We start from the raw sequence: 25821 nt of genomic DNA, 5'->3' as shown, positions 1-25821 counted from the left end.
GGCGGACCTCAGCGTGCGGTCAGCTTCCACAGGTGGTCGGCCGTGCCGTTGTCGGTCCACTGGAGGACCTGGGCGCCGGAGGAGGTGCTCATGGAGTCGACGCCGAGCAGGAGGCCGCTGTTGTAGTTGGCGATCTTGTAGTAGCCGTCGCGGGCCGGGATCAGCTGCCAGAGATGGTCGGCGGTGCCGTTGTCACCCCAGATCAGGGCGGTGCCGCCGTCGGAGGTGCTCATGCCGTTGATGCCCAGCAGCAGCCCGCTCTTCTGGTTGACGATCTTGTACAGGCCCGATCCCGCGGCCACCAGGGTCCAGTTCTGGTCGGCGGCGGTGCTGGACGAGGCCTGGACGACGGAGGTGCCCTGAGCGGTGCCCGCGTTCTGGGTGTCCAGGGCGAGAGAGCTGTTCTTGTTGGTGATCTGGTAGCGGCCGACGAGCGAGGTGGAGGTGCCGCTGGGAGTGATCACCAGGTGGTAGCCGTCGGAGGCGTTCATCGTGACCGGCACGGTGACGGAGCCGTTGCTGACGGTGTAGTCGGCGTCGGAGACGGTGATCGGGCCGGGGGACGCCGTGGTGCGGCCGGTGTGGGGGGAGTACTCCAGCTTGACGTGGACGGTGCCGCCGAAGGCCGACAGCGAGGACAGGCCCTTGACGGTCACCGCGCAGGAGCCGGTGCAGCCGCCCGCGATGACGCTGATCTGGTTGCCCGCGCCGTTGCGGGAGGCGAGACCGTCGATGCCGGTCTGGGCGGGCGGCGTGGTGACGAGCATGTTTCCGGACATGTCGCCGTACCACTTGTACGTCCAGTACGAGCCGTTGGGTGATCCGCCGGTGTCGGTCAGGGTGTCGCCGAGGGTGCCGTAGTGGTTCCAGAAGGCGAGTTCTGCGTCGCGGACGCCCGCCCGCTCGAACTTGGCCGCGTACCCGATGAGAGCGCCGGAGTTGCCCATCTCGGAGGGCGTGCCGTACTCCTCGATGGCGATCGGCCGCGGGCTGATGCCCAGGCTGCTCTCCAGCGCGCGGTACGCCGAGACGTGCGCGGCGATGTCCTTGCTGCCCTGCAGCTCGTGCCAGGCGATGACGTCGGGCACCGTGCCACTGGCCTTGGCGTCGGTGAGGAACGTGCTCATCCAGGACTGGTTCCACGCCGAGTAACTCGGGCCCTGGATGGGCGTCTTGGTGTCCTTGGCCCGGACCTCCTTGTACGTGCGCGCCCAACCGGCGTCGAAGGCGCCCGCGTTGGTGGTGTCCCAGGTCCAGTCGGGCTCGTTCCACAGCTCGTAGGCGGCGATGTCGGTGGCGCCGGAGGACTGCACGGAGGCGATCTGCTTGTCGACCGCGGACAGCCAGTCGCTCCAGCTCACCCACTTGTACGGGAAGTTGGGGTACCAGTCGGGCATGCGGACGACCACCTTGGCGCCCGCGCGGGCGGCCTTGGCGGCCACCACCAGCGCGTCGCCGGCGGGCTTGGGCTCGCCGTTGGGCAGCTGGGCGCCGCCCGGGGCCATCTGCACGAAGGTGTTCGGCTTGAGCGGGGTGACCAGGCTGTCGGCGGGGGTGCTCGCGTCGGCCAGGCCGTAGAGGCTGCCGGTGGCGACATGGGTGACCGGGCGCAGGGTCTGGTCGGCGTTGACCACCAGGGTGGTGGCGGAGGTGGGGGCCGCCTGGGCGGGGGTGGCGAGGGCGGCGGTGAGGACGGCCGTGCCCACGGCCGCCGTCAGGCGTCCGGAGAGTCTCGTGCGGCTCATGAAAGGGGGTGCTCCTCACGGAGGGAGGGAAGGGAGGCGGGTCAGTCCTTCACGGCGCCCGCGGTCACACCCGCGGCCACGTAGCGCTGTGCGAGGACCAGCAGGACCGCCGCGGGGACGGAGGCGACGACGGCGGTGGCCATGATCGCGTTCCACTCCTGGTTGTTGTTGCCGATGTACCGGTAGATGCCGAGGGTGATCGGCTTCCAGTCGCCGCCGCCGTCCAGGGTGTTGGCGAAGACGAAGTCGCTCCAGGCCCACAGGAAGCCGAAGAGCGAGACCGTGACGATCGCGTTGCGGCTCAGTGGCAGCACGATCGAACGAAAGGTGCGCCAGGTTCCGGCGCCGTCGATCCGGGCGGCGGAGATCAGCTCGCCGGGGATGCCGGACATGAACGCCGTGAAGATCATCACGCCGAACGGCACGGCGATGGTGGAGTCCGCGACGATCAGTCCCCACCAGGAGTTCAGCAGTCCCAGGTCGAGGAAGATGCCGTAGAAGCCCATCGCCATGACGATGCCGGGGACCATCTGCGCGATCAGCAGCGCCAGGCTCAGCGCCCCGCCGCCGCGCGGGCGCAGCTTGGCCAGGGAGTATCCGGCCGGGGCGGCGATGACCAGGGTGAGCGCGACCGTGCCGAGGCCGATGAGCAGACTGGTGCCCAGGTAGGGCAACTGGTCGTCCAGGACGGCCCGGTAGCCCTGGAAGGTCGGGTGCAGCGGGATCAGGTCGGGCGGGTCCTTGCGCATGTCCTGCTGCGGGGTGAGGGACACGTTCAGCATCCAGTACACCGGGAACAGCATCAGCGCGGTGAGGAGCAGCCCGAGGAGCGTGTAACGACGGGAAGAGGTACGGGACTTCACGCTTCCTGCCTCCTCTGCACGCGGATGTACAGCAGCCCGAAGACGAGCGCGATGAGGATGAGGATGTCGCCGACCGCCGCGCCGGGGCCGAACTTGGGCAGCAGCGTGCCGAAGCCGAGCTGGTACGACCAGGTGGCGAGGGTGGAGGAGGCGTCCCCGGGGCCGCCCTTGGTCATGATCCAGATCAGGTCGAACACCTTGAGCGTGTAGACGAGCCCGAGCAGCAGCGTGATCGCCGAGACCGGGCGCAGCAGCGGGAAGGTGATCCGGCGCAGCTGCTGCCAGGCGTTCGCCCCGTCCAGGGCCGCCGCCTCGTACAGCTCGGCCGGGATGTTCTGCAGCCCGCTGTAGAGGATGACCAGGTTGAACGGGATGCCGATCCAGATGTTGGCGACGATCACCGAGGTCAGCGCCCAGTCCGGGGAGGTGAGCCAGCCGACCGGGTCCACGCCGATGAAGTGCAGGAAGTAGTTCACCACCCCGGACTCGCTGTTGAACATCCACGACCAGGTCGACGCCGACACGATCAGCGGCAGCAGCCAGGGGATCAGGAACAGCGCGCGCAGGGTCGGCGCCAGGCGGAAGTGGCGGTTGAAGAAGACCGCGAGGGCGAGGCCGATGGCGTACTGGAAGGCGATCGACACGAAGGTGAAGACCAGCGTGTGCCGCATCGCCGGGCCGAAGGTCGGGTCGTCCAGCACCTTCTGGAAGTTGTCCCAGCCGGAGAAGGGAGCGTCCCCCGCCACGAACGACCGGACGGTGTAGTCGCGCAGGCTCAGGTCGAGGTTGCGGTAGAGGGGGTAGACGTAGAAGGCGGCGAGGTAGGCGATCAGCGGGGCGGCGAAGGCGAGCGCGGTCAGCCGGCTCCGGCGCCGCTGCCGGCGTTCCGCCGGCGGCCCGCCGGGGCCGCCGGCCTTCGATGCCACCGCGGCCCGGCGCGGTCGCTCGACTCGGGCGATGGTCATGGTCGCGGGCCTAGCCCTTCCGGGCGCTCGCCTGGGCGGTGGCCAGGGCGTCCTGCGGGCTCTTGCCGCCGGACAGGGCGGCCTGGACGGCGGTCCACATCGGCTGGGAGATGGTGGGGTACTTGGAGCCCAGTCCGCCGCTGGTGCGGCCCCGGGCGGCGGCCACGGCGTCCACCCACGGCTTGAGCTTCGGGTTCCGCTCGACCTGCTGGGCCTGGACCGAGGCCGTCGGGGCGACGTACATCAGTGTGGTGTCGGTCGTCAGCAGGTTCGTGGAGCTGGTCAGACAGGTGACGATCTTCTTGCTGACGTCGTAGCGCCCGGTGTCCTTCTGCACGGGGACGGTGACGAACTCACCGCCCGTCGGGACCGGCGCCGAACCCCCGCTCTGCCCGGGGATGTTGATGATCCCGTAGTCGAAGCCCGCCTTGTCGGCGTTGCCGAGCTGCCAGGTGCCGTTCTCGCCGAACGCGTAGTCCCCGGTGGCGAACTCCTGCCAGCTGGTGGTCTGCGTGTTCTGCAGGACGTCCTTGGGCGCGTATCCCTCGTCCACCCACCCCTTCCACAGGGACAGCGCGGCCACGCCCTTCGCGGAGTCCAGCTTCGTGAGGTCGCCGCCCGCGCCCCAGAACCACGGCAGGAACTGGAAGCTGCCCTCCTCCGTGTTGATCGCGGAGAAGGTGATGCCCTTCTTCCCGGCGGCCTCGACCTTCTTCAGGGCCGCGGTGAGGGAGTTCCAGTCCTTGATGCCCGCGGGGTCGACGCCCGCGGCGGACAGGACCTTCTTGTTGTAGTAGAGGGCGAGGGTGTTGGCGCCGATCGGGACACCGTAGGAGGCGTTGTCGATGGTGCCCGCGCCGATGATGTTCCGCTGGATCGGCTTGGTGTCGATGCCGAGGTCGCCGGTCTTGTTGAGGATCCCCGCCTCCACCAAAGTCGAGACGACCGGGTTGTCCACGAGCATCACGTCGGGCGCGTTGCCCTGCTGGGCGGCGAGCAGCGCCTTGTTGCCGAGGTCGGTGGTGTCGTACGCGGTCCGCTTCAGCTTCACCCCGGCCCGGGTGCCGCACGCGGTGACGGCCTTGCCCCAGGAGGAGGAGGCGTCGAACTGCGGGTAGGGGTCCCAGAAGGCGTACGTCCCCGAGGACGAGGACGACGACTTGGAGGAGTCGGAGCCGCCACCGCAGGCGGTGAGGGAGGCGAGGGTGCCGGCCGCGGCGAGCGCGGCGATCAGGGCGCGGTGGGTGGGAAGCAGAGGGCTACGGCGGGTGGGTATCACGGGGTGACCTCGTTGTCGTGGCGGGGCGGGGTGGTCAGGAGGTGGGGAGCCAGACGCGCATGCTGCCGTCCTCGCGGTTGGCCCAGGCGTAGTAGGGGATGGCGGTGAGCTCGACGGGATCGCCGTCGTCCGGCGCGGTGTCGGAGGCGGACCCGTACGGCCACCAGTCCGAGGCGGGGATCCGGCGCCGCCGGCCGCCGGCCACCACCGTGGTGACCCCGCCCAGCAGGTCGGGGCGGTGCTTCACGGCGAGCGGGCGGGTGGTGTCGAGGACGATGCCGTCCAGGCCGCCGCCGGGGTGGTCGGCCTGCTCCAGGCAGTACACGAGCGGGCCGCGCTCGATCGCCACACAGCCGCGGACGGCGTCCACCCGTGGGTCGGCCGAGGTGAGCCGGGGTTCGAGGGCGAGCTCCAGGACGACCCGGTCGCCGGGGGACCAGGTCCGCTCCAGCCGCAGCCAGCCGTCGGTGACCGGGGCCTCGTACGTCTGCTCCCCGCACCGCACGCGGAACTTTCGGCACCAGTGCGGGATCCGCAGCGACAGTGTCCACGGGCGGTCGGCCGGGGTCTCCTCGACGGTGAGGGCGACCGTGCCCTGCCAGGGGTAGTCGGTCTCGGCGCGCACGGTGATCTCGTCGTGGCAGTAGCGCCCGGTGACGTACTGGTGGATCTGCACGCCCCGTGCGTCGCCGGACGCCATGTAGTGGTCGAGGCTCGCCAGCAGCCGCATCACGTTGGGCGGGCAGCACGCGCAGCGGAACCAGCGGGTGCGGCGGGCCGACTGGTCGCCGCCGGGGTCGGTGTGGCCGTCGCGGACCTGGAGCGGGTTGACGTACAGCCAGCGCTCACCGTCCAGGGAGACGCCGGCCAGGAAGCCGTTGTAGAGGGTGCGCTCGATCAGGTCGGAGTAGCGGGCCTCACCGGTCAGCAGGGCCAGGCGCCAGCTCCACTGGACCGAGGCGATGGCCGCGCAGGTCTCGCAGTAGGCGCGCTCGTTGGGCAGTTCGTAGGGGTCGCCGAAGTCCTCCTGGTCGTGGTGGGCGCCGAGACCGCCGGTGATGTGGGTCTTCGTGCTGGTCATGGCCTGCCACAACCGCACGTTGGCGGCGAGGAGTTCGGCCTCTCCCGTCTCCGTCGCCAGGTCGGCCGCCGCCGCCAGCAGGTACAACTGCCGTACGGCGTGCCCCTCGACGTTCGTCGCCTCGCGCACCGGGACGCGGTCCTGGCAGTAGGCCTCGCCGCCGAGCAGGCCGTGTCCGTGGCGGTCGACGAAGTAGCCGGCCAGGTCGAGGTAGCGGCGCTCGCCGGTCTCCCGGTACAGCTCGACCAGGGCGGTCTCCACCTCGGGGTGGCCGTCGATGCCGTCGATGGGCCTGCCGCTGCCGGGCGGGCCGAAGACGGAGTCGATGTGGTCGGCGAACTTCACGGCCACGTCGAGGAGCTCGGTGCGGCCGGTTGCCCGGTGGTGGGCCACGGCCGCCTGGATGAGGTGGCCCGCGCAGTACAGCTCGTGGCCCCAGCGCAGGTCCTGGTAGCGCTCGCCGCCCTTGACCAGCTGGAACCAGGTGTTGAGGTAGCCGTCGGGCTGCTGGGCGGCGGCGATCAGGGAGACGATCCGTTCCACGTCGGCCGCCGACTGCGCCGAGTCGTCCCCGGCCAGGTGCCAGGCGGCGGCCTCCAGCCACTTGTAGACGTCCGTGTCCACGAACGGGTAGGCGCCCTGGAACCCGCCCTCGGCCGCCGCGTCCGCCGACGCCCCCGGCGCGGGCGCCGCGAGCCGCAGGTTGTGCAGGTTCCCGGCCGACTCCAGCAGGCGGGGGCCCTGCGGGAGGGACACGCGGGCGTTGGTCTCGCGGCGGGCGTGCCAGAAGCCGGCGTCGACGCGGGTGGTCGCGGGGCGCAGCGCGGCCCGGGCCTCGGGCCCGAGGCGGACCGGGCCGGTGGGGGACAGGGCGGAGCGTGTGCGGGGCATGGCTCTCCGGGATCGGTGAGATGGCGGCGGTACGGAGCCGTTTTGCGCAACCGTTTTCTCGACGGAAAGTAGAGGGCAGTGCGGAAGGCCGGTCAAGAGTCGCGGCAAGAGATTTTTCGGTTTCCCAGTCGCTTGGCAGTTCAGCGGCTGAACTGTCACCATGTCAGGCGTCCATGTCGTTGAGAAAAAGGTTTGCCCGTGACCTCTGCTCCAGGCTCTCCCCCCACCGGCCGGGCCCGCCTCGCCGATGTCGCCGCGCTGGCGGGCGTCAGCGTGGGCACGGCGTCGAAGGCGCTGAGCGGCGGCGGCCGGATGCGCCCCGAGACCCGGCAGCGGGTGCTCGACGCGGTGGAGGCGCTCGGCTTCCGGCCCAACCAGCACGCCCAGAGCCTGCACAGCGGCCGGAGCTGGACGGTGGGCCTGATGACGACGGACGGGATAGGCCGGTTCAGCACGCCGGTGCTCCTCGGCGCCGAGGACGCGCTCGGCGCCGGGAAGATCTCCGTGCTGCTGTGCGACACCCGGGGCGACGCCATCCGGGAACAGCACCATCTGCGCACCCTCACCGACCGCCGGGTGGACGGCATCATCGTGGCCGGGCGCCGCACGGACCCGCGTCCGCCGCTGACCGGCATCGACCCCTCGATCCCCGTCGTCTACGCGCTCGCCCCGTCCACCGACCCCGCCGACACCTCCGTCGTCACCGACGACCGCGGCGGCGCCCACCTGGCCGTCGAACACCTGCTGGCCACCGGCCGCACCCGCATCGCCCACATCACCGGCCCCGAACACCACCAGGCCGCCCGCGACCGCGCCCGGCACGCCGTCGAGCACCTCGAGAACGCCCAACTGGGCCTGGCCACGGGCCGGGTGCACTTCGGCGAGTGGAGCGAGGCCTGGGGCCGCCGCGCCGCCGACGCGGTGCTGCGCACCGCCCCCGACACGGACGCCTTCTTCTGCGGCAACGACCAGATCGCCCGGGGCGTGGCCGACGCGCTGCGCGAGCGGGGCAGGGACGTGCCCGGCGGCATCGCCGTGGTCGGCTACGACAACTGGGACACCATGGCGCTGGCCTGCCGTCCGCCGCTCACCACGATCGACATGAACCTGACCGAGATCGGCCGCATCGCCGCCCTGCTGCTGCTCCAGGCGATCGACGCGGAGCCGGAGCCGGGGGTGCACACGGTGCCGTGCCGACTGGTGGTGCGGGAGTCGAGCTGAAGCGCCTCCTCGGGGCGCGCTGTCCGGCGCGGGCGAGGGGGATCATGACATCGGGCTCGCCCGGCCGCGGACGTGGTTCACCGGCTCTGCTGCCGGTCGGGGCCCGGCGCCGGGGCTGTCTCTCCCACGGGGCGCTCCCCGGTGTCGGGCCGCAGGATGCCGGTCACCGTCCCGGTGAGCGCCACGAGGAGGATGGCGGCGCCGGTGAACAGGCAGACCGTGGTGACGCCCAGCCCGGCCGCCGCCGCGGTGGTGGCGGCGGCGCCCAGCGGGCCCAGGGCGGAGTGGATGGTCCAGAACGACGAGGTGACCCGGCCCAGCAGATGGCCGGGGGTGACCTCCTGGCGCAGCGACATCGAGCAGATGCCCGCGATGCCCGCGCACAACAGGTGGACGGTCACCAGCGCGGCGATCACCGGGACGGTCCGGGCGACGCCCATGCAGGCCACGGCGATGCCCGCGAGGGAGAAGGCGCCGATCCAGCTGACCCCGAACCCCAGGCGCCCCCGGACGCGGGCGACCACCGAGGAGGCGGCGAAGGAGCCCACGGAGCCGGCGGCCAGGACATAGCCGACCGTCGCGTCCGGGCGGCCGAGCTCGTGCTTGACCAGGTAGACCACGAGGTCCGTGAGGCCGTACGTGAGGAAGGTCAGCACGGACAGCAGCACGGTCAGCGGGCGCAGGACCGGATGCCCCCACAGGTAGCGGGCGCCCGCCAGGAACTCCCGGCGTCCGCCCGCGCGTTCGGCCCCGGCGGACGGCCGGGCGGCGGCGCCCAACCGGACGTAGCGGATGCCGAACGCGGAGACCGCGAAGGTGGCCGCGTCGATGCCGATCGCGGCGGCCGGCCCGGCGGACGAGGCGACGAGCCCGGCGAGCGCCGGGCCGACGACACCGGCCACGGCGTAGCTCGCGAAGAGGTGGCCGTTGGCCCGGGTGATCCACTCCGGTGCCACGAGCGACGGCACCACGGTCACACAGGTGACATCGAAGAGCATCGAGAAGACCCCGGCGACCGGCACGACCGTGTAGAGCAGCCAGACCGGTGTGGCGAACGTCCACACCAGCGGCACCAGCAGGTACAGCAGACAGCGGGCCGCGTCGGTGACCATCAGCAGCCGCCGGCGGTCGAGCCGGTCGACGAGCACGCCGGCGAACAGGCCGGTCAGGATCGAGGCGACGCCGGTGAGCCCGGTGACCACGCCCATCTGGACCACCGAGCCGGTGCTGTGCAGCACCAGCAGCGGGATCGCCACGTAGGAGAAGGCGTCACCGAGGGCCGACAGGGTCTGGACGGTGAGGAAGACGCGATAGCCGGGGTTGCCCCATAACCGAGGGCTGTCGCCGTCCGCTGAGGTCACCGTCCGCCTCCCCTGTCGACCCGGCGAAGGGATCACACGCTACACGGGATCAACGTCCGGGGGTACGAACGTCGTTCAGCCCAGCCTCGTCAGCAGCTCGGCGGCGAGCGGGGCGGAGGAGGCCGGGTTCTGGCCGGTGACCAGGTTGCGGTCGACGACCACGTTCGGCGCCCACGGCTCGCCCACCTGGACCGCCACGCCCGCCTCGGTCAGACGGTCCTGGAGCAGCCACTCGGCCTTGCCGGCGAAACCGGCCTGGGTCTCCTCGGCGTTGGTGAACGCGGCCACCCGGTACCCGGCGAAGGCGTTGGAGCCGTCGGCCGTGACGGCCGCGAGCAGGGCGGCCGGGCCGTGGCAGACCACGCCCAGCGGCCTGCCCGAGCGCAGCGCTTCGGCCAGCAGCCTGCCGGAGTCGGCGTTGACCGCGAGGTCCTCCATGGGGCCGTGCCCGCCGGGGTAGAACACGGCGTCGAAGTCGTCGAGCCGTATGTCCTCCAGCCGGACCGGGGCACGCAGCTCGGTCATGGATTCGAGGGTGCGCGCGATGGCGTCGGCGTTGCCCTGTCCGCCGTTGGCCTCGGCGGAGAGGCTGCCCGGGTCCACGGGCGGGACCACGCCGCCGGGGGTGGCGACGACCACCTCGTGCCCCGCGTCCTTGAACGCCCGGTAGGGGGCGGCGGCCTCCTCCGCCCAGAAGCCGGTGGGGTGCTTGGTGCCGTCGGCGAGCGTCCAGTAGTCGGCGCCGGTCATGACGAAGAGGATGCGTGACATGGGTTTTTCTCCGGAACTCGGGGTGTGCGGTCGCCTGCGAACGTAGTCCGTCCAGCCATAGGTTTCCAATGAAGGTCCCGATGTCAGGCATTGGAACTTCTATGGCACCCGGAGGAATACCGGAGTGATACTGAACCGGGTGGACAGCACTTCCCTCGACCTGAACCTCCTGCGCACCTTCCTCGCGGTCTACCGCTCGGGCTCCTTCACCGGCGCCGGGCGGCTGCTGGGGCTGTCGCAGCCCACGGTGACGACCCAGATGCGCGCCCTGGAACGGCAGACCGGGCGGGAACTGTTCGAACGGCTGCCGCGGGGCGTCGTGCCGACGGCCGTCGCCGACGAGCTGGCCGCCCGCGTCTCCGCGCCCCTCGACGAGCTGGCCACCGTGGCGGGACCGGCCCCGGCGGCGGGCGGCCGGCCCGACCCGGTCCTCCTGGCCGGGCCCGCCGAGATCCTCTGCACCCGCGCGCTGCCCGCCCTGGCGCCGCTGGTGGCGGAGGGCGTACGGCTGCGGGTGGCCACCGGGCTGACGGACCCGCTGCTCGACGAACTGCGGGCGGGCCGCCACGACCTGGTGATCACCACCTCCCGGCCGCGCGGCCGGACGCTGAGCGCGGTCCCCCTGGCGGACGAGGAGTTCGTCCTGGTCGCCGCCCCCGTGTGGGCCAGGCGGGTGAAGGAGCCGCTGGCCGTCGAGGGGCCCGCCGTGCTGCACTCCGTGCCCCTGATCACGTACGCCGAGGACCTCCCGATCGCCCGCCGGTACTGGCGGCACGCCTTCGGCCGGCGGCTCTCCTGCCCCGCCGCCGTGACCGTGCCCGATCTGCGCGGGGTGCTGTCGGCCGTGGTCGCGGGCGCGGGCTTCACCGTCCTGCCCCGCTACCTCTGCCTCGACCAGCTGGCCTCCGGAGCACTCGTCCCGCTCCACGAACCCGAGGACCCGCCCATCAACACCGCCTTCCTGGCCCAGCGCCCCGGCCCGGCGGACAACCCGGACGTGGCGCGGGTGCGGGATCTGCTGCTGCGGGCGGCGCGGTCGTGGTAGCACAGAGAGGTCGCGAGCGGGAGTGGGTCCACGGCGTCTGACGGAGGGTCACATGCGGGCACTGCACACGGCGTTGCTCCTCGGCACGGGTTTGTTCTGGACGGCCGCCTACGTGCTGCTGATCCGCACGGGGCTGCGGGAGCGGACCTTCGGCATGCCGGTCGTCGCGTTCGCCACCAACATCAGCTGGGAGTTCATGTTCGCCTTCGTACGACCGCCGTCCGGCGTCCTGCACCCCGTCAACATCGTGTGGTTCTGCTTCGACCTCGCCATCGGTTACACCGTCGTCCGCTTCGGCCGGGCCGAATTCCCCTCCCTGCCCGAGCGGTTGTTCCTGCCGGCGCTGGCGGCATTGCTGCTGCTCGCCTACCCGGGCATGGACTTCGCCTCCGAGCAGTTCGACCAGGGCGCCGGCGCCGTCACCGCGTTCGGCAGCAACCTGGCGATGTCCGCGATGTTCCTGGCGATGCTGGCCGCCCGCCGCGGCACGCGCGGCCAGTCCCTCGGCATCGCGCTGACCAAGCTCCTCGGCACCGGCTGCGCCTCCCTGGCGCTGCTCACCGACCCGGACGTGGATCCGCGCTACGAGAACCCCCTGATGTACTACCTCTACACCGGCTGTTTCCTCCTCGACGCGGTCTACGCCTGCGCGGTGTACGCCGTGGGGCGGCGCGGCGCCGGGCCGGTCCCGGCGGCCCCCGTCCCCCGCCCGGCTGGACTCCCCGTACACGGCCTGGACGAGTAGTCTCGAAGCCCCGCCGAACGAAGGAGTTCCCGATGGCCGACGAGCACGCCCCGGAGGCGGAGCGGGACGCGGTCCTCGCCGCGCTGGGCCCGGTCGTCGACGGGCTCGCGGCGACGTTCGGGCCGCTCTGCGAGGTGGTCCTGCACGACTACCGGCAGCCGGAGAAGTCGGTGGTCGCGATCGCCGGGGAGGTGACCGGGCGCACGCTGGGCGGGGCGATGAGCGAGATCGGCATGCGGATGGTCACCCGGGGTGACACGGCGGCCGACGAGCTGAACTACCTCACCCGCACCCCCTCCGGGAAGCTCGTCAAGTCGTCCACGATGCTGCTGCGGGACTCCGGCGGCACGGTGTTCGGCGCGCTGTGCGTCAACCTCGACGTCACCGCGCTGACCCAGGCCCACACCCTGCTGGGCGCCCTCGCCGGAACCGGCACGGACGCCGCCGAGCCGCCGGTCACCGCCTTCGGCGACGACATCGACGCCGTGGTCGACGCCATCGTCGACGCCCACCGGCTCAGGCAGAACGCCGGCTGGGCCCAGCTCGACCGGGCGCAGCGCCTGGAGCTGTTCCGCGGCCTCGACGAACAGGGCGTGTTCGCGGTGCGCCGGGCGGTCGAACAGGTCGCCGGGCGGCTCGGCATCTCCCGTGCCTCCGCCTACAACTACCTCGCCCAGGCCAGGGCCGGCGGCGCGGGCTGACGGCCGGCCGGTGTCCCCCGAATGGCGGCGCCGGGTCGACAGACCGACGATGGACTGGTGGGGACCGATCGCCGTCGGAGCGCCGGTGCCGCCGTGGCCGCCGGGTGACGGGGACCGGCCCCCGGCCGTGGTGAGCGGCCGGAAGGGAGGACACCGTCATGGCGATGCTGGAAGTGAAGACGGTCGAGAAGCCGGACGAGCGGCGTGACTTCCCCCGGGGCCACCTCGAAGTGGTCCACCTCACGGGCCTGGACTTCGCGGTGGGCACCTTCGAACCGGGCTGGCGCTGGACGGAGTCCGTGGGCCCGATCGCGGGCACCGAGAGCTGCCAGGTCCACCACAACGGCTATGTCGTGCAGGGGCGGATGCATCTCCGCATGGACGGCGAGGGCGGCGAGTCCGAGGTCGGGCCCGGCGACGTCTTCGTCTGCCCGCCCGGCCACGACGCCTGGGTGGTCGGTGACGAACCGGTCGTCGTGTACGACTTCGCCGGACAGATGGCCCAGGAGTACGCGAAGGCCTCCGGGACGTGACGACAGGCTCCGGCCGACGAGCGGGTGCCGCTCCCTCCGAGGAGGCGGCACCCGCCGCTGCCCGGGCTCGGCCGGGGTGAGCGGTCGCCGCCTCACACCGGCAGCAGCCGTCCGATCAGCCCGCTGAGCTGCCGGGCCGTACGGCACTCGTGCATCTCGACCAGCTCCGCGTACCCGGGCGCCGCGGAGTCGCCCGTGCCCCACTGGGCGCGCGGCTCGGGGTTCAGCCAGTAGACCCGGCGGGCCCGGGAGGCGATGTGGCGTACGGCGGCCAGGTTGGGGTCGCTCATGTTCGTACGGGCGTCCCCGAGGACGAACACCGTGGTGCGCGGGCCGACCGCGTCGCCGTACCGCTCCGCGAACTCGCCCAGCGCGACACCGTAGTCACTGCTGCCGTGCCAGCCGGTGAGCACGGCCTCGGCGCGGATGCGGGCGCCGAGCCCCTCCGGGTCGGCGGCGCCGTGGTCGAGCAGCCCGGTCACCTCGTCGAGCCGGTTGACGAACGCGAACACCCGCACCTTGCTGAACTGGTCGTGCAGCGCCTGCACCAGCAGCATCGTGAAGTCCGAGAAGCCCGACACCGACCCCGACACGTCGCACAGCAGCACCAGTTCGGGCCGGACGGGACGGCGCCTGCGCAGCACCGGCCGCATCGGCACCCCGCCCGTCGACAGTGAGCCGCGCAGGGTCCGGCGCAGGTCGATCGTGCCGCGCGTGGCCCGGCGGCGCCGCGCGGCCAGCCGGGTGGCCAGCTTGCGGGCCAGCGGCCGGACGGTGCGGCGCAGTTCGGCCAGCTGGTCCCGGCCCGCGTACAGGAAGTCCACCCGGTCTGCGGTCGGCGCCACCGCCCGCCGGGCGATCAGTTCCCGGCCGCGCCGCTCGGCGACCCGCCGCCGCGCCTCCGCCGCGACCAGGGCACGGAAGGCGTCGATACGGCGGCGGATCTCGTCGTCCAGCAGCCGCTGGGCGAACCCGCCGGTACCGGGCCGCCCCCGGACGTCCGCGCGCACCCGGGCCAGCAGCGTCTGCGGACGGAGCCGGTCGAGGGTCTGGTACGAGGACCAGCCGTCCGACTCCGGCGAGCTCCCGTACCCGCCCAGCGCGTCGACGGCCTCCGACGCCAGCCGGGCCAGCGCCGCCCGGTCGTCTTCGGCGAGGGCGGCGGCGAGCCGGTCGCGCAGCTCGTCGCGGCCGGCGGGAGCAGAGGTGCCGGGCCCGCCGACGCCGCGCGGGAAGTACAGGTCGAAGACCGGGTCGAACACCGCCCGCTGCCCCGCGCCGTGCAGCAGCGTCGCCGCCAGTCCCTCGCGCAGCAGCTCCCGGTCCGCGAGGCCGAGCGCCTCCACCGCGCGGGCCGCGTCCACGGTCTCGCCGGTGCCGATCCGCATGCCGTGCGCGCGCAGCGCCCCGACCAGGCCGGTCAGCCGGTCGGCCACCCCGGTGGGGGTGCTCACAGGGCCTCCAGATCGAGCTTGGCGGCGGCCTTCAGGATGTCGTCCTGGTGCTTGAGGACCACGCCCAGGCTGTCGCGGACCACGGTCTCGTCGAGCGTTTCGGCGCCCAGCGCCAGCAGCGTGCGCGCCCAGTCGATGGTCTCGGCGACCGAGGGCACCTTGCGCAGGTCCATCGCGCGCAGCGCGCCGATCACCCGCACCACCGACTCGGTCAGCGCCTCGTCGAGGCCCGGCACCTTCAGCCGTACGATCCGCCGCTCCAGCTCCTCGTCGGGGAAGCCGATGTGCAGGAACAGGCAGCGGCGGCGCAGCGCCTCGGACAGTTCGCGGCTGGCGTTGGAGGTGAGCACGACGAAGGGGCGCCGGGTCGCGGTGACCGTGCCCAGCTCGGGGACGGTCACCTGGAAGTCGCTGAGCACCTCCAGCAGCAGCCCCTCCACCTCGACGTCGGCCTTGTCGGTCTCGTCGATCAGCAGCACCTTGGGCTCGTCGCCGCGGATGGCCGTCAGCAGCGGGCGCGGCAGCAGGAACTCCTCGCTGAAGATGTCCGTGCGCGCGTCGTCCCAGGTCTCGTCGCGGCCCGCGCTGATGCGCAGCAGCTGCTTGGCGTGGTTCCACTCGTACAGCGCCCGCGACTCGTCGACGCCCTCGTAGCACTGCAACCGCACCAGCCGCGCCCCCGCGACCTCGGCCACGGCCTTGGCGAGTTCGGTCTTGCCGACCCCGGCGGGTCCCTCCACCAGCAGCGGCTTGCCCAGCCGGTCGGCGAGGAAGACGGTCGTGGCCACGGCGGGCGAGGCGAGGTAGCCGGTCTCGGCCAGGCGGGCGGAGACGTCGTCGACGGATGTGAACAACGGGGCCTCCGGGTGCGGTCGGGCGTCAGGTTCCGGGCTCCTATCTAAGCGCTTGTTCACCCAGCCTGTCACGTGTGTTCCGGTGTCCTGGTCCGGTCCGCCGGACACACGTGGGAGGGCGGCCACCGAAGTGACCGCCCCCGGCACCAGCGCCGTTCACGCCGCCAGCGCCACCGCCTCGACCGCCGGAGTGCCGAGCACCCGCCGCGCGGTGGCCAGGCTCGTCCCCAGCGTCACCGTGGCCGCGACCGCGGTCACCGCGAGCCAGACGCCGAGGAATTGGTGGGGGAGTGTGCCGTCGGTGCGGGTCATCGTGAACGGGACGACCCCCGCCAGCGCGGCCACCGTGCCCGGCAGCACCCCGGCCACCGTGAGGATCAGGCTCTCCACGCCCACCGAGGCGAGCACCTGGCCGGGAGTCGCGCCCGCCAGACGCTGCTGCCCGAACTCCCGCCGCCGGTGCACGGTCGCCGCGTACAGCGAGTTGACCAACATGACGCAGACGAACACCACGATGATGCCGACCACCGTGAGGTTGAGGGTCTCCAGGTTCTTGGCGTCGACCGACCTGGTCAGTCCCGAGGACCTGAGCGCGTCGTTCTCCACCGCCTGCATGGTCAGCGTCGCCGTGGACACGGCCGTGAAGAGGATCAGCGACATCAGGATCCCGGCGAGGTGCCCGACCCGCTCCCGCAGACCGCGCACCGCGAGCCAGCCGCTCGCCCCGGACAGCGACAGCCGGGACAGCAGGCGCCCGAAGAGCCCCGGCGACAGCAGGGCCAGGCCCACCGACAGCAGGATCGCCCCGTAGGCCGACGTCGCCATCAGCTGCTCGTCCCGCGCCGAGAAGGCGAAGGTGGCCGACGCGGACCCGGCACCGGCGAGCAGCGCGGCCCAGCCGGAGACCGTCCGCGTCCGGCCGAGCCGCCGGGTACCCGGGCGGGTGGCCCGCCGCACGGCGAGGAACGCGGCGCCCGCCGACGCGAGCAGGGTGATGCCGAAGCCGGAGGACAGCGCGACCGCGCCCAGGGCGGGTTCGACCGACCACGCGACCTGTCCGCTCCGGTGGAACATCCCGAGCAGCGCCCGCCCGCCGAGCATCGCCGGGCCGATCGCCAGTGCCGTGCCCGCCAGGGCCACGGCCACCGCCTCACCCACGACCATGCGCCTGAGCTGCCCCGGGGTCGCGCCGGAGCAGCGCAGCAGTTCCAGTTCGGCGGACCGCTGGCGCACGTTCACGGTCAGGGTGGAGGCGACGGCGAAGAAGACCAGCAGGCTGCCGTAGGCCCCGACGACATTCGCGGACAGGGTCAGCGTGTCCGCGCTGACCTTGTCGACGCCGGGCCGCGCGGCCGTGTCGTGCAGCGAGTTGAACGTCATGACGATCGTGGCGCCCAGGAAGGCGGACAGCAGCGTGGCGAGGAAGCGGCCGGGCCGGCGCCGAATCGAGTGCAGAGCGAGTGCGAGCATCGGTCACACCCCCGCCGGCACGGCGTCGCCGAGGTGCGCCAGGCGTTCGGCGACCGCGTCGGCGGTCGGCTCCGCCATCTCGCCCGCCAGCCGCCCGTCCGCCAGGAACAGCACCGCGTCGGCGTACGAGGCGGCGACCGGGTCGTGCGTCACCATCACCACGGTCCGGCCGTGCAGCCGCACCGTGTCCCGCAGCAGCCGCAGCACCTCCCGCGCGCTGCGTGTGTCCAGGGCGCCCGTCGGCTCGTCCGCGAAGATCACCCTCGGCTCCGTGACCAGCGCGCGGGCGATCGCCACCCGCTGCCGCTGACCGCCGGACAACTGGCCGGGCAGATGGCCGAGCCGGTCGCCGAGCCCGACGGCCGCCAGCACCTCCCGGACCTGTGCGCGGTCCACGCGCCGGCCCGCGAGCTTCAGCGGCAGCACCGTGTTCTGCGCGACGGTCAGTGTGTCCAGCAGGTTGTACTGCTGGAAGACGAAGCCGATCCGGCCGCGCCGGAACTTCGTCAGCTCGCTCTCGCCGGAACCCGTCATCTCCTTGCCGTCGACCACCACGATGCCCCGGTCCGGCCGGTCCAGCCCGGCCGCGCACTGCAGCAGCGTGGACTTCCCGGAGCCCGAGGGACCCATCACCGCGGTGAACGTGCCGCGCTTGAGACCGAGCGTCACCCCGTCCAGGGCGGTCACGGCGCCGTCGCCGCTGCCGTAGGTCTTGGTCACCTTGACCAGGCGCAGCGCGTCGGCCGTGGGCACCGGGCCGTGCGGGGGGCGCGAGCCGTTGCGGAACATCGTCATCACTCTCCGTCCGGCACCCTCTGTGCCTCACCGAAGACGCTACGGACGGGCGGGCCGGGGCACATTGGGCGTACGACCCGTATCACCGGGTGTACCCAGCACCACCCCGCCCGGGACGCGGGTGCCCTCAACTCAGGAGCACGACCTCCAGCGTCCGCGGCCCGTGCACACCCTCCACCCGGTCCAGTTCGATGTCACTGGTCGCCGACGGGCCGGAGATCCAGGTCAACGGGCGGGTGGGGTCGAGGCGTTCGAGGGCCTCGGGGACGGAGGCGACGACCTGGCCGGGGACGCGCACCACGCAGATGTGGTGGTCGGGGATCAGGGTGATACGGCGACGGCCCTGGTCGGGGGAGCCGTCCAGGACGATCGTGCCGGTCTCGGCGACGGCGACCGCGCAGCCGGTGACCACGCTCTCCACCTCGTCCAGCTCGTGGGGTGTGCTCGCGGCACGGTCATGGACCCGGGTGGCGTCGGCGGCGGACAGCCATTCCGGGGGAAGGCCCGGGGGCACGAGCACATACCGGCTCCCGCGCTCGGCGAGCAGCCGCATGACGAGGTGCGGCAACTCCTCCTCGGTCGCGCGGTGCACGATCGCCCGGTAGTCCGCGAGGTTGTCCGCCAGCAGATCCACCGTCTCCTCGGCACCGAGCTCGCCGTGCCGGCGCAGGTACTTGCGGGGGACCGCCCGCTCGTACGGCGGGTCGCCCGGCGGTACGTCCGCGAGCGCGCGGCGCACCCGCCCCAGGATCCGGTCCCGGCTGCTCACTTCCCGGCCCCCTTCTCACGGTTCTCACCGTGTGTGCGCTGCCACCAGTCGCGGAACGGCTCCGCCGGTACGGCCGGCAGGTCCCGCGTGCCGCTCCACGCCCGGCCCGGGCCCGGCAGCGTACGGGGATGCAGCCGGCGGGTGCGGGAGGCGAGCCGCTGCCCGGCGCGCAGGGCGCCGGGACGGGCGAACGCCCAGCGCGCGGCGCGCATCGCCGCCCGCTCGGCGGCATGCCCCTTGGCGGGCTTGAGCACCACCTTGTTGCCCGCCCGGGTCACCGTGCCGCCCTCCGCGATCCGTTCCCGCAGATGCACCAGCACCTCGGGGATGTCGATGGCCACCGGGCACACCTCGTAGCAGGCACCGCACAGCGAGGAGGCGTAGGGCAGGGAGGCGTCGATCTCGCTCGCCGTTCCCCGCAGTTGGGGGCTCAGGATCGCGCCGATGGGACCGGGGTAGACCGAGCCGTAGGCGTGGCCGCCCGCCCGCTCGTACACCGGGCAGACGTTGAGGCAGGCCGAGCAGCGGATGCAGCGCAGCGCCTGGCGGCCGACCTCGTCGGCGAGGGTGTCGGTGCGGCCGTTGTCGAGGAGGACCAGATGGAAGGTCCTCGGCCCGTCGCCGTCGGTCGTGCCCGTCCACATGCTGGTGTACGGGTTCATGCGCTCGGCCGTCGAGGAGCGGGGCAGCGTCTGCAGGAAGACCTCCAGGTCCCGCCAGGTCGGCACGATCTTCTCGATGCCGACGACCGAGATCAGTGTCTCGGGCAGGGTCAGGCACATCCGGCCGTTGCCCTCGGACTCGACGACCACCAGCGTGCCGGTCTCGGCGACCATGAAGTTGGCGCCGGAGACGCCCACCTTGGCCCGCAGGAACTTCTCCCGCAGGTGCAGCCGGGCCGCCTCGGCGAGTTCGGCGGGTGTGTCGGTGAGGCCCTCGGGGGCGGGGCGGCCCCACTCCTTCATCTCGGAGCGGAAGATGTCCCGGATCTCGCCCCGGTTGCGGTGGATGGCGGGCACGAGGATGTGCGAGGGCCGGTCCTTGCCCAACTGCACGATCAGCTCGGCGAGATCGGTCTCGTAGGCGCGGATGCCCTCCGCTTCGAGTGCCTCGTTGAGTCCGGTCTCCTGCGTGGCCATGGACTTGACCTTGACGACCTCCGACTCGCCGGTGGCCCTGACCAGTTCGGCGACGATCCGGTTGGCCTCGTCGGCGTCGGCCGCCCAGTGGACGGTGCCGCCCGCCGCCGTGACCGACTCCTCCAGCTGGACGAGGTAGTCGTCCAGATGCCGGAGCGTATGGTCCTTGATCCGCTTCCCGGCCTCCCGCAGCTCCGCCCAGTCGGACACCTCCGCCACCGCCTTCGCCCGCTTGGCGCGGATGGTGTGGGTGGCGTGACGCAGATTGCCGCGCAGGGTCTGGTTGCCGACGGCCTCGTGCGCGGCCTTCGGGAAGGACGGCATGCCCACGAACGTTCCGCTCATCCGGCCGGTTCCTCCTCCGTGCTCGCCAGGATCTCCGCGATGTGCACGGGCCGCATGCCCGTCCTGAGCCGTGTCATGGTCCCGCCGATGTGCATCAGACAGGAGTTGTCGGCCGCGCACAGCACCTCGGCGCCCGTCGACTCGGCGCTCCGCACCTTGTCCGCGCCCATCGCCGCGGAGACGTCCGGGTTCTTCAGCGCGAAGGTCCCGCCGAAGCCGCAGCACTCGTCGGCGCCGGGCAGCTCGGCCAGCTCCAGCCCCTTGACCGCCTGGAGCAGCCGCCGCGGACGGTCGCCCAGCCGCAGGCCGCGCAGCCCGTGGCAGGTGGGGTGGTACGTCACCTTGTGCGGGTAGTACGCCCCGACGTCCGTGACCCCCAGCACGTCCACCAGGAACTCCGTCAGCTCGTACGTCTTCGGCACCACCGGCGCCAGCACGGCCGCGAGCCCGTCCCCGCGGCCCTCGGCGCGCGCCCGCTCACCCATGCGCGGATACAGCTCCCGCACCATCGCCCCGCACGACCCGGAGGGCGTCACGATCGCCTCGTACTCCCCGAAGACATCGGAGAAATGCCGGGCCAGCGGCTCGGCCTCGTGGCGGTAGCCGGTGTTGTAGTGCGCCTGCCCGCAGCAGGTCTGGGCCATCGGGAAGTCGACCTCGACGCCCAGTCTGGTCAGCAGTTTCACCACCGCGCGGCCGGTGTCCGGATACAGCGTGTCGTTGACACAGGTCAGGAACAGGGCGACACGCATCGCGGCTCCTTGGGGTCGGTCATCGGACGAGTGCAGCGTAATGGGCGGTACAGCGCTCGGGGAGTCCCCGGCTCACGGCGCGGCGAGCCGGGCCTGGGCCGCCCGCCACCGTGCCGCGCCGCCCTGGGGTTCGTACCGTGTCAGCGGCTGCGTACGGACCAGCAGTCGCCGCATGCCGGCGAGGTCGCCGGCCGGCCCGTGCGCCCGGGCCTGCACCAGTACGTTGCCCAGCGCGGCGGCCTCCGTCGGTCCGGCCACCACCGGCAGTCCGCAGGCGTCGGCGGTGAGCTGGCACAGCAGCGCGTTGCGGGTGCCGCCGCCGACGACGTGCACCACGTCCACCGGGTGCCCGGCCAGCCGCTGGGCGTCCTCGACGGCCCGGCGGTGGGCGAGCGCGAGGGAGTCGAGGATGCACCGCGTGACCTCCGCCGGGGTCCGCGGCACCGGCTGGCCCGAGGCCCGGCACGCCTCGGCGATCCGCTCGGGCATCCGGCCGGGCGCCAGCAAGGCGGCGTCCCCCGCGTCCACCACCGACCGCAGCGCGGGGACGGCGGCGGCCTCGCGCAGCAGCGCTCCAAGGTCCGCGTCCCCCCAGGCCCGCAGGCACTCCTGGAGCAGCCACAGCCCCATGATGTTGCGCAGGTAGCGGACCGTGCCGTCCAGGCCCAGCTCGTTGGTGAAGTTCGCCGCCCGGCTCTCCTCGGTGAGCACGGGCGAGGACAGTTCCAGCCCGGCCAGGGACCAGGTGCCGGTGCAGATATAGGCGAACCGCTCGCCCGTCGCGGGCACGGCGGCCACCGCCGAGGCGGTGTCGTGCGAGCCGACCGCCGTCACCGGCACGGGCCCGGCGAGCCCGGTCTCCTCCAAAACCTCCGCCCGCAGCACCCCGGCCGGATCCCCGGGCCGCCGCAGCGGCGGGAACAGGCCGAGGTCGATGCCCAGCCGGTCGGCTGTGTCGTACGACCAGTCGCGGGTGCGGGGGTCGACGAGCTGGGTGGTCGAGGCGTTGGTCAGCTCGGTGCCCTGCTCGCCGGTCAGCCAGTACGTCAGCAGGTCGGGGATGAGCAACAGCCGCTCGGCCGCCGCGAACTGAGCCGTGGAACGGGCGGCGGTCAGCTGGTACAGGGTGTTGAAGGGGGCGTACTGGATGCCGGTCGCCGCGTACAGCTCGGCGGCCGGTACGGTCGCCCACACCTTCTCCGCGACGCCCTCCGTGCGGGCATCGCGGTAGTGCACCGGGTTGCCCAGCAGGGCGCCGTCCGCGTCCAGCAGGCCGTAGTCCACCGCCCAGCTGTCGATACCGACGGAGTCGATCCGGCCCCCGGCCTCGGTGCCGGCCGCCCGCAGCCCGTCCAGCAGCCCCCCGTACAGCCCGAGCACGTCCCAGCGCAGCCCCTCCGGGACGCGCACCGGCCGGTTGGGGAAGCGGTGGACCTCGCTCAGCTCCAGCGAGTCGGGACCGACGCGGCCGACCATGACCCGCCCGCTGGAGGCGCCGAGGTCGGCCGCCGCGTACGCCCTCACTTCGGCGCTCATCGCAGGAACGCGGCCGCCACACCCGCGTCGACGGGGACGTGCAGCCCCGTGGTGTGCGTCAGGTCCCCACCCGTGAGCGCGAACACGGCGTTCGCCACGTGCTCGGGCAGCACCTCCCGCTTGAGGATGGTCCGCTGCGCGTAGAACTCGCCCAGCTTCTCCTCCTCCACCCCGTACACGGCGGCCCGCTGCGCCCCCCAGCCGCCCGCGAAGATCCCGGAACCGCGCACCACCCCGTCCGGGTTGACGCCGTTCACCCGGATCCCGTGCTCGCCCAACTCGGCGGCCAGCAGGCGCACCTGGTGGGCCTGGTCGGCCTTGGTGGCGGAGTAGGCGATGTTGTTCGGCCCCGCGAAGACGGCGTTCTTGGAGGCGATGTAGACGACGTCGCCGCCCAGCCCTTGCGCGATCATCACCCGCGCCGCCTCCCGCGACACGAGGAAGGACCCCCGGGCCATGATGTCGTGCTGGAGGTCCCAGTCCTTCGCCGACGTCTCCAGCAGCGGCTTGGAGATGGAGATACCGGCGTTGTTGACCACCAGGTCCACGCCGCCGAAGGCGAGCACCGCCGCCCTGAAGGCCTCGGCGATCTGCTCCTCGGAGGTGACGTCCACGGTCACGGCGACGGCCTTGTCCGGGCCGCCCAGTTCCTCGGCCACCTCGGCGGCGTTGTCACCGCTCAGATCGGCGACCACGACACACGCCCCCTCGGCCACCAGCCGATGGGCGATCGCCTTCCCGATCCCGCTGCCCGCGCCGGTCACCAGCGCCACCCGGGTCGCCAGCGGCTTCGGCTTCGGCATCCGCCGGAGCTTGGCCTCCTCAAGGGCCCAGTACTCGATCCGGAACTTCTCCGCCTCCTCGATCGGCGCGTACGCCGACACCGCCTCGGCGCCCCGCATCACATTGATCGCGTTGACATAGAACTCGCCGGCCACCCGGGCGGTCTGCTTGTCCTTGCCGAAGGAGAACATGCCGACGCCCGGCACCAGCACGATCGCCGGGTCGGCGCCGCGCATGGCGGGGGAGTCGGGCAGAGCATGCCTTCGGTAGTAGGCGGCGTACTCCTCGCGGTACCCGGCGTGCAGTTCCTCCAGCCGTGCGACCGCCTCCTCCAGCGGGGCCGTGGGAGCCAGGTCGAGCACGAGCGGCCGTACCTTGGTCCGCAGGAAGTGGTCCGGGCACGACGTGCCCAGCGCGGCCAGCCGCGGATGCTCGGCCCGGGCCAGGAAGTCGAGGACGACCTCGGTGTCCGTGAAGTGCCCGACCTGCGCCTTGTCCCGCGAGGCGATCGCCCGGACGTACGGCGCCAGAGCGGCGGCCCGCGTCCTGCGCTCGCCCTCGGGCAGCGCCTCGTAGCCCTCGACCACGGGCCCGAACGGCTCGGCCCTGCCCCGCTCCTGAAGGAACGCCTCGGCGGTGCGGATGATGTGCAGCGAGTTCCGCTCGCACTCCTCCGACGTGGCTCCCCACGCGGTGATCCCGTGTCCGCCGAGCACGCATCCGACGGCCTGCGGGTTGGCCTCCTTGATCGCCGCGATGTCCAGCCCGAGCTGGAAGCCCGGCCGCCGCCACGGCACCCAGACCACCGTGTCGCCGAAGCACTCGGCGGTCAGCTTCTCCCCGTCCGCCGCACAGGCCAGCGCGATCCCCGAGTCCGGATGCAGATGATCCACGTGCGGCGCGCCGACCAGCCCGTGCATCGCCGTGTCGATCGAGGGAGCCGCCCCGCCCTTCCCGTGCAGGCAGTAGTCGAACGCGGCGACCATCTCGTCCTCCCGCTCGACCCCCGGATACACCTCGACGAGCGCCCGCAGCCGGTCCAGCCGCAGCACCGCCAGCCCGGCCTCGGTGAGCGTCCCGAGATCGCCTCCGGAACCCTTCACCCACATCAGCTCGACGTCCCCACCGGTCACGGGGTCGGTGTCGATGCCCTTGGCGGACGCGTTGCCGCCCGCGTAGTTGGTGTTCCGGGGGTCGGATCCGAGCCGATGGGACCGGGCGAGGAGGGCGGCGGCTTCGGGATGGGTTGCCATGAATAATCAGTCCTTCGTGACACGAAAGTGTGGGTGAGTGCACCCCGCCCAGGGGCGCGGGGAACTGCGCGACCGGCCACAACGGGCCCGCAGCCCGCCATGGACAGAACCCGGCAGACGCTTACGCGCCCCAGCCGGCCTGCTGACCACTGACCCGCTCGGCGACGATCTTCTCCGCCCACCCGGACCGGCGGTAGGCCGCGATCGGGTCGCCGTCCAACCCCATTTCCTCCCGCACATCCCGAAGCAGTGGCCGCACATCCGTGTTGTACGCATCCATCAGCACGGCATTGGCTTCGAGCACGTCACCGGAAGCCTGCGCATCAGCCAACGCCCGCCGGTCGACCAGCAAAGCCTTGGCCGTAGCCTCCTGCACATTCATCACCGAGCGGATGATCGCCGGAATCTTCGCCTCGATGTTGTGGCACTGGTCGAGCATGAACGCGACCTCGGCCGTGAACCCACCCCCACGCACCACCTCGTACATGATCCGGAACAGCTGGAACGGATCCGCCGCCCCCACCATCAGGTCGTCGTCGGCGTAGAACCGCGAGTTGAAGTCGAACCCGCCGAGCTTCCCCTCCCGCAGCAGCGTGGCGACGATGAACTCGATGTTGGTCCCGGGTGCGTGGTGCCCCGTGTCGACCACGACCTGCGCCTTGGGCCCGAGCTTCAGGCAGTGCGCGTACGCCGTACCCCAGTCCGGAACATCGGTCGTGTAGAAAGCGGGCTCGAAGAACTTGTACTCCAGCAGCATCCGCTGCCCGTCCCCGAGCCGCTCGTACACCTCGGCCAGCCCCTCCGCCAGCCGGTCCTGTCGCCCCCGTACATCGTCCTGACCGGGATAGTTCGTCCCGTCCGCGAACCACAGCTTCAGATCGGCGGAGCCCGTCGCGTCCATGATGTCGACGCACTCCAGCAGATGATCGACCGCCTTGCGCCGCACCGCCGCGTCCGGGTGGCAGACGCTGCCCAGCTTGTAGTCGTCGTCCTGGAAGGTGTTGGAGTTGATCGCGCCCAGGCTCACGCCACGTTCCTCGGCGTGCTTGGCCAGCGCGGCGTAGTCGTCGACCTTGTCCCAGGGGATGTGCAGCGCCACGGTCGGGGCCACACCCGTGACCGCGTGCACCTGGGCGGCATCGTCCAGCTTCTCCCAGGGGGACCGCGGAACGCCCTGCTGGGCGAACACCTTGAAGCGGGTCCCCGAGTTCCCGTACGCCCACGACGGCGTCTCGACGGCCTGGGTCTTGAGCGCGGCCTTCACCGCGGCGAGGTCGGTCACAACAGGGCTCCTGGGGCATCAGGTGGGCACGACTGAAGCGAATCGATGAAACGATTCAGAACGGCAAGCTATGAGCCCCCCGAAGGGGTGTCAAGCTCTTGGACACGCCCCGTTTTCCGTGACTCGACAGTGACCTTGGGCTATCGAAATTTTTTCGACACGGACCCATTGACGTGACATGGCCGCCA

22 protein-coding genes are annotated in these 25821 nt (G+C 72.2%); 5 read left to right on the top strand and 17 right to left on the bottom strand.

Going from position 1 to position 25821, the window contains the following annotated elements:
- Nucleotides 1-8 precede the first annotated feature (8 nt).
- Genes ACZ7L0_RS26670 through ACZ7L0_RS26650 form a run of 5 tightly spaced genes read right to left on the bottom strand, consistent with a single transcriptional unit; the run spans nt 9 to nt 6824 of the window.
- Nucleotides 9-1745: an RICIN domain-containing protein gene (locus ACZ7L0_RS26670; RefSeq protein ID WP_471245083.1), complete on the bottom strand. Its 1737-nt coding sequence runs from the start codon at nt 1743-1745 to the stop codon at nt 9-11.
- Between the two features lie 41 nt (nt 1746-1786).
- Nucleotides 1787-2608, bottom strand: a complete 822-nt coding sequence (locus ACZ7L0_RS26665; RefSeq protein WP_471245082.1) for a carbohydrate ABC transporter permease — start codon at nt 2606-2608, stop codon at nt 1787-1789.
- Complete coding sequence (locus ACZ7L0_RS26660) at nt 2605-3573, bottom strand: carbohydrate ABC transporter permease (RefSeq protein WP_471245081.1); 969 nt, start codon at nt 3571-3573, stop codon at nt 2605-2607. The genes ACZ7L0_RS26665 and ACZ7L0_RS26660 overlap by 4 nt, the downstream gene beginning before the upstream one ends.
- A 10-nt stretch (nt 3574-3583) precedes the next feature.
- Entirely contained in the window at nt 3584-4852 is a 1269-nt protein-coding gene (locus tag ACZ7L0_RS26655; RefSeq protein WP_471245080.1) for a sugar ABC transporter substrate-binding protein, read from the bottom strand.
- A gap of 34 nt (nt 4853-4886) precedes the next feature.
- The gene (locus tag ACZ7L0_RS26650; RefSeq protein WP_471245079.1) at nt 4887-6824 is read right to left on the bottom strand and encodes a glycoside hydrolase family 127 protein; all 1938 of its coding nucleotides are present in this window, start codon (nt 6822-6824) and stop codon (nt 4887-4889) included.
- Nucleotides 6825-7022: 198 nt separating this feature from the next.
- Here ACZ7L0_RS26650 and ACZ7L0_RS26645 point away from each other — a divergent pair, with 198 nt between their 5' ends.
- The gene (locus ACZ7L0_RS26645) at nt 7023-8045 is read left to right on the top strand and encodes a LacI family DNA-binding transcriptional regulator (RefSeq protein WP_471245078.1); all 1023 of its coding nucleotides are present in this window, start codon (nt 7023-7025) and stop codon (nt 8043-8045) included.
- A gap of 77 nt (nt 8046-8122) precedes the next feature.
- Here ACZ7L0_RS26645 and ACZ7L0_RS26640 read toward each other — a convergent pair whose 3' ends face one another.
- Entirely contained in the window at nt 8123-9406 is a 1284-nt protein-coding gene (locus ACZ7L0_RS26640; RefSeq protein WP_471245077.1) for an MFS transporter, read from the bottom strand.
- 75 nt (nt 9407-9481) lie between these two features.
- Nucleotides 9482-10177, bottom strand: a complete 696-nt coding sequence (locus ACZ7L0_RS26635) for a type 1 glutamine amidotransferase domain-containing protein (protein WP_471245076.1) — start codon at nt 10175-10177, stop codon at nt 9482-9484.
- Nucleotides 10178-10316: 139 nt separating this feature from the next.
- Here ACZ7L0_RS26635 and ACZ7L0_RS26630 point away from each other — a divergent pair, with 139 nt between their 5' ends.
- The 4 genes from ACZ7L0_RS26630 to ACZ7L0_RS26615 all read left to right on the top strand — a co-directional run bounded on the left by ACZ7L0_RS26630 (nt 10317) and on the right by ACZ7L0_RS26615 (nt 13201).
- On the top strand, nt 10317-11222 hold the full coding sequence (locus tag ACZ7L0_RS26630; RefSeq protein ID WP_471245075.1) for a LysR family transcriptional regulator: 906 nt from the start codon (nt 10317-10319) through the stop codon (nt 11220-11222).
- Between the two features lie 52 nt (nt 11223-11274).
- Nucleotides 11275-11967: a transmembrane-type terpene cyclase gene (locus tag ACZ7L0_RS26625; protein WP_471245074.1), complete on the top strand. Its 693-nt coding sequence runs from the start codon at nt 11275-11277 to the stop codon at nt 11965-11967.
- A gap of 32 nt (nt 11968-11999) precedes the next feature.
- On the top strand, nt 12000-12668 hold the full coding sequence (locus ACZ7L0_RS26620) for a helix-turn-helix transcriptional regulator (protein WP_471245073.1): 669 nt from the start codon (nt 12000-12002) through the stop codon (nt 12666-12668).
- Between the two features lie 164 nt (nt 12669-12832).
- Nucleotides 12833-13201: a cupin domain-containing protein gene (locus ACZ7L0_RS26615; RefSeq protein WP_471245112.1), complete on the top strand. Its 369-nt coding sequence runs from the start codon at nt 12833-12835 to the stop codon at nt 13199-13201.
- Between the two features lie 92 nt (nt 13202-13293).
- Here the strand turns inward: ACZ7L0_RS26615 and ACZ7L0_RS26610 are convergent, their stop codons facing one another.
- The 10 genes from ACZ7L0_RS26610 to rhaI all read right to left on the bottom strand — a co-directional run bounded on the left by ACZ7L0_RS26610 (nt 13294) and on the right by rhaI (nt 25633).
- Entirely contained in the window at nt 13294-14655 is a 1362-nt protein-coding gene (locus ACZ7L0_RS26610) for a vWA domain-containing protein (protein WP_471245072.1), read from the bottom strand.
- Nucleotides 14652-15509, bottom strand: coding sequence for an AAA family ATPase (locus tag ACZ7L0_RS26605; protein ID WP_471245071.1), 858 nt, complete (start codon nt 15507-15509; stop codon nt 14652-14654). Before ACZ7L0_RS26605 ends, ACZ7L0_RS26610 begins: the two co-directional genes overlap by 4 nt.
- Nucleotides 15510-15665: 156 nt before the next feature.
- Nucleotides 15666-16979, bottom strand: coding sequence for an FtsX-like permease family protein (locus ACZ7L0_RS26600; protein ID WP_471245070.1), 1314 nt, complete (start codon nt 16977-16979; stop codon nt 15666-15668).
- A gap of 3 nt (nt 16980-16982) precedes the next feature.
- Entirely contained in the window at nt 16983-17774 is a 792-nt protein-coding gene (locus tag ACZ7L0_RS26595; protein WP_471245069.1) for an ABC transporter ATP-binding protein, read from the bottom strand.
- 127 nt (nt 17775-17901) lie between these two features.
- Nucleotides 17902-18543, bottom strand: coding sequence for a LutC/YkgG family protein (locus ACZ7L0_RS26590; protein ID WP_471245068.1), 642 nt, complete (start codon nt 18541-18543; stop codon nt 17902-17904).
- A complete protein-coding gene (locus ACZ7L0_RS26585) occupies nt 18540-20027 on the bottom strand; it encodes a LutB/LldF family L-lactate oxidation iron-sulfur protein (protein ID WP_471245067.1) in 1488 nt (495 codons plus the stop codon). The genes ACZ7L0_RS26590 and ACZ7L0_RS26585 overlap by 4 nt, the downstream gene beginning before the upstream one ends.
- Nucleotides 20024-20779, bottom strand: coding sequence for a (Fe-S)-binding protein (locus tag ACZ7L0_RS26580; RefSeq protein ID WP_471245066.1), 756 nt, complete (start codon nt 20777-20779; stop codon nt 20024-20026). The genes ACZ7L0_RS26585 and ACZ7L0_RS26580 overlap by 4 nt, the downstream gene beginning before the upstream one ends.
- Nucleotides 20780-20851: 72 nt before the next feature.
- The gene (locus tag ACZ7L0_RS26575) at nt 20852-22315 is read right to left on the bottom strand and encodes a rhamnulokinase (protein ID WP_471245065.1); all 1464 of its coding nucleotides are present in this window, start codon (nt 22313-22315) and stop codon (nt 20852-20854) included.
- Nucleotides 22312-24351 (bottom strand): bifunctional aldolase/short-chain dehydrogenase, encoded by a 2040-nt coding sequence (locus ACZ7L0_RS26570; protein WP_471245064.1) that lies wholly within the window; start codon nt 24349-24351, stop codon nt 22312-22314. Before ACZ7L0_RS26570 ends, ACZ7L0_RS26575 begins: the two co-directional genes overlap by 4 nt.
- 121 nt (nt 24352-24472) lie before the next feature.
- Nucleotides 24473-25633, bottom strand: coding sequence for an L-rhamnose isomerase (gene rhaI / locus ACZ7L0_RS26565; protein ID WP_471245063.1), 1161 nt, complete (start codon nt 25631-25633; stop codon nt 24473-24475).
- Nucleotides 25634-25821: the final 188 nt, after the last annotated feature.

The organism is Streptomyces sp. NPDC039424, assembly GCF_055639495.1.
Note: the sequence above shows the minus strand (reverse complement) of the source record. Positions and strands in the feature narration are given on the sequence as shown.